7 protein-coding genes are annotated in these 3382 nt (G+C 60.8%); all 7 read left to right on the top strand.

Annotated elements, in window-relative coordinates:
• Positions 1-862 (top strand): hypothetical protein (locus ACFWEM_RS34085; RefSeq protein WP_378540090.1); only part of this gene is annotated, 862 nt, incomplete at its 5' end.
• Positions 859-1095 (top strand): hypothetical protein, encoded by a 237-nt coding sequence (locus ACFWEM_RS34080; protein WP_378540088.1) that lies wholly within the window; start codon positions 859-861, stop codon positions 1093-1095. The genes ACFWEM_RS34085 and ACFWEM_RS34080, both read left to right, overlap by 4 nt.
• The gene (locus tag ACFWEM_RS34075; RefSeq protein ID WP_378540086.1) at positions 1092-1334 is read left to right on the top strand and encodes a hypothetical protein; all 243 of its coding nucleotides are present in this window, start codon (positions 1092-1094) and stop codon (positions 1332-1334) included. The genes ACFWEM_RS34080 and ACFWEM_RS34075 overlap by 4 nt, the downstream gene beginning before the upstream one ends.
• Positions 1331-1912 carry a DNA N-6-adenine-methyltransferase gene (locus ACFWEM_RS34070; RefSeq protein WP_378540085.1) on the top strand — a complete coding sequence of 194 codons (582 nt, stop codon included), beginning with the start codon at positions 1331-1333 and terminating at the stop codon, positions 1910-1912. The genes ACFWEM_RS34075 and ACFWEM_RS34070 overlap by 4 nt, the downstream gene beginning before the upstream one ends.
• Entirely contained in the window at positions 1909-2151 is a 243-nt protein-coding gene (locus tag ACFWEM_RS34065; protein ID WP_378540084.1) for a hypothetical protein, read from the top strand. The genes ACFWEM_RS34070 and ACFWEM_RS34065 overlap by 4 nt, the downstream gene beginning before the upstream one ends.
• A gap of 2 nt (positions 2152-2153) precedes the next feature.
• Positions 2154-2867 (top strand): hypothetical protein, encoded by a 714-nt coding sequence (locus tag ACFWEM_RS34060; RefSeq protein WP_378540082.1) that lies wholly within the window; start codon positions 2154-2156, stop codon positions 2865-2867.
• On the top strand, positions 2864-3199 hold the full coding sequence (locus tag ACFWEM_RS34055) for a hypothetical protein (protein ID WP_378540081.1): 336 nt from the start codon (positions 2864-2866) through the stop codon (positions 3197-3199). Before ACFWEM_RS34060 ends, ACFWEM_RS34055 begins: the two co-directional genes overlap by 4 nt.
• Positions 3200-3382: the final 183 nt, after the last annotated feature.

Genomic DNA, 3382 nt, shown 5'->3' with positions numbered 1-3382 from the left:
CGCCCTGTTCCCGGCAACCGAACCCGCCGAGGTCAACGGCAACATTTGCGCGGAAGGAAACAGTTCGCCGACTGTCGTTCACGTCCACCATCACGACATCGAAGAGCACGCAGCGAGCTTCAACGAAGGCTATGACGAGGCAGTGCGTCAACTCGCGGAACCCGCCGAGGGGCCGCACTTCTGCCGCGATTCTGAGTGTGACGCTTGCAATGCCACCGAGTACCCCGCCCCTGCCGAACCCGCCGAGGAGGAGACGACAGCGGAGGACATCGAAGTCACACCGGAGATGCTGGAAGCGTGTGCGAACCTCGTCTTCGACACCGAGGTTGATGCGAGCGTGGCGCACGCACTGCAAGGCATGGCGAAGGAGTTGCGCCACTACAACGCCGAACTCGCAGTCGAACCAACCTCCTCGCCGGTTGTCCCTGCCCCCACCGAAACCGGCGACCTTCGTGTCCACAATCACGGACCGAACCGCGGACCTGGGCCGGACAGCCACTGCCCTGAGCGGAGGGTGGATGGACGACTTCGCGGACAGTGCATGGCCCCCACCAAAACCGGACCGTTGCTCAGGTCGGAAGACACGGCGATCATCCGGAATGTGATCGAGCAGTGGCGCGACACAGGTAAGCCGGTGCTTCGGGAATCGACCCACCGTGTGCGCCTCCTCATGCGGTTCGGATTCCTGTCGTACATCGCTCCTGCCGACGACGGCGACTACTACCTGCCGACACTTCAGGGTGAGCGGGTCTCGTGTGAACACTGCAATGGAACCGGGCTAGGCCATGAGACAGCACCGGGCGAGCATGCCGACTGCCAATGGTGCCCACGCATAACAGTCCAGGCGTGGGAGCGGTCATGAGTGATCCGGCCTACGAGTACTGGCCTCGCGTGCAGCAAGCGATCCAAGCAACCGCTGTCAGTCGAGCGGACGCCGAATGGCAATGGCCGCGATGCCACAAACGCGGATGCCAACAAGACCACGGCGACATCGCGTTCGTCCTCAATATGTTCGCGAAGGCCGTCGAAGAAACAGTGCGCACCGAAATGCTCTGCGCCGCAATATCTGAACCAGACATCGGGGAGCCGTCATGACCGACAGCAAGATCCGCTGCCTGTCCTGCAATTCAGTCTGCGGCTACAGCCACGACATTCCCACCCCGAACGCGTGCGTGAACTGCCCACCCAAACGGTGCCCCGACTGCGGCGAAATGGACCACATCACCAACCTCTGCTCCTGCTGGAAATCGATGGACAACGACAGCCCCGCCGACATCAAAGCCATGTTCGCCGACTGGGGACTCAACGTCACAATCACAAAGGAAACATCATGAGCACCTTCAGCGAAGCCGGACAAGCGGGCCGAACCAATGGATGGCTCGGTGGCGAGAACCAGAACCAAGGCGGAAAGCAGCGTGAGACACGATGGCTGACACCACGTCACCTCACCGACCCGCTCGGACACTTCGACCTGGACCCGGCAGGTGCACCAGGACATTCGATCGCCACACGGACACTCCTACTCGAGAATGGTGACGATGGCCTGGTTGACGAGTGGTCGGGTCGAATCTGGCTCAACCCGCCATATGGAAAGCAGTTGGAGCCGTTCATGTCCCGACTCGCAGATCACGGCAACGGAATTGCCCTCGTCTTCGCACGCACCGAGACCAGTTGGTTCCAGGAATTCGTCTGGGGTCGAGCAACGTCGGTGATGTTCCTCAAAGGCCGGGTCACATTCTTGGATGCAAACCGGATCAAGGCTCCGGCTAATGCGGGCGCTCCTTCGTGCCTGGTTGCATACGGCGAGAACAACTATCAGGCGATCGAGGACTCCGGACTTCCCGGATGCCATGTCCACTTGCGCTACGGACTTCCGAACCTCGCTCGGCATCCCGAAGGCGGCGCAGCATGAGCATTGTTTATCAGCCGGAACCGCGTCACAGGCATCAGTTGCCACAGGGCGCTCAGGGGGACATTCACAGGTTCGACCTGATCGGCACGATTGCGCGTTGCGAATGCGGCCGGTACTTCATATGCAAGATGGTGCAGGTCTACGGCTGGGCCAAGTGGAAGCCTGTGCGTTGGTGGAATTTCGCTGCACGCAAGCGGATCAGGTCTACCTCCCCGTTCATTGCGGCCGAGGAGGGGTGAGCATGAGCCTCAAACTCCTGGACGGATTCTGCTGCCAGGGCGGCGCGAGCATGGGTTACCACCAAATCGGCTTCGTTCCATACGGCATCGACATCAACCCACAACCGCACTACCCGTTCCCATTTCACCGAGGCGACGTAATCCAGGTACTCGCAACATTGAACGCCGGCGGAGCGATCGACTTCACACACAAGGACGGAACGGTCGAATGGCTGACACTCGACCAGTTCGTTGCCGCGCACATGTCACCGCCATGCCAGGCGAAGACGAAGGCGCAGAAGATCATGTCCCGGAAGCATCCCCGGCTGATCGCTCCCACTCGTGAGTTGTTGATCGAATCAGGACTGCCGTACGTCATCGAGAACGTCGTGCCCGAGAACGAAGAGAAAGACGATGACCCGCTGATTGATCCAATCGAACTGTGCGGCGCGATGTTCGGGCTCGGCACCTACCGGCACCGACTGTTCGAGTCGAACATGCCGATCACCGCACCCGATCATCCAGCACACACGGTGCGGACAACGAAGATGGGCCGCCCACCAGTCGACGGCGAGTTCATGCACGTAGTCGGAAACTTCTCCGGCGTCGAACAAGCCAAGAAGGCGATGGGTATTTCGTGGATGACCAGAGACGGCCTCCGGGAATCGATCCCGCCGGCTTACACGCATCACATCGGCCGTCAGTTGATGGCTCAGCTTGTGGGGGTGGCGGCGTGACTGGGGTGGATGTTGAGCACACGAAAGCGCTGGAGGCAGCAGCAACGCCAGGACCGTGGTCGTGGGATCAGATGAGGAGCATCGTCTCGGACGCCGACTTCACGATCGTCGTGGACTCCTTCAATGACGGAGTTGGAGCTGGCGTCATCGAGTCGGCCGATGCGGAGTTCATTGCTCACGCCCGGACTGCTCTACCTGCCCTGGTTGCGGCTGTCGAGCGAGTCCAAGCACTGCACACGAAATCCAACCAGGGCTACGGCGAAGACGATTACTGCGATTGCTGCGGAACGATCTGGCCCTGCCTGACCATCGAAGCATTGGAGACGCCATGAGTGAGAACAAGAAGGTCACCACCAGCCAGCCCACTAACAAGCCGGTCTATTGCGGTGTCGGTTCATGCGACAACACGCCAGGGCACAACGGAATCCACAGGTGCCGTTGCGGAAAGCCCGTCAACGAACCCGCCCCGCACTGCGGATGGCACCGAGCAGCCGAGGTGTCGTCGTGACCGCGCC

The sequence above is a fragment of the Rhodococcus sp. NPDC060176 genome, assembly GCF_042728675.1.
GTDB lineage: Bacteria > Actinomycetota > Actinomycetes > Mycobacteriales > Mycobacteriaceae > Rhodococcus_F.
This window is presented reverse-complemented; position numbering and strand designations above follow the sequence as displayed.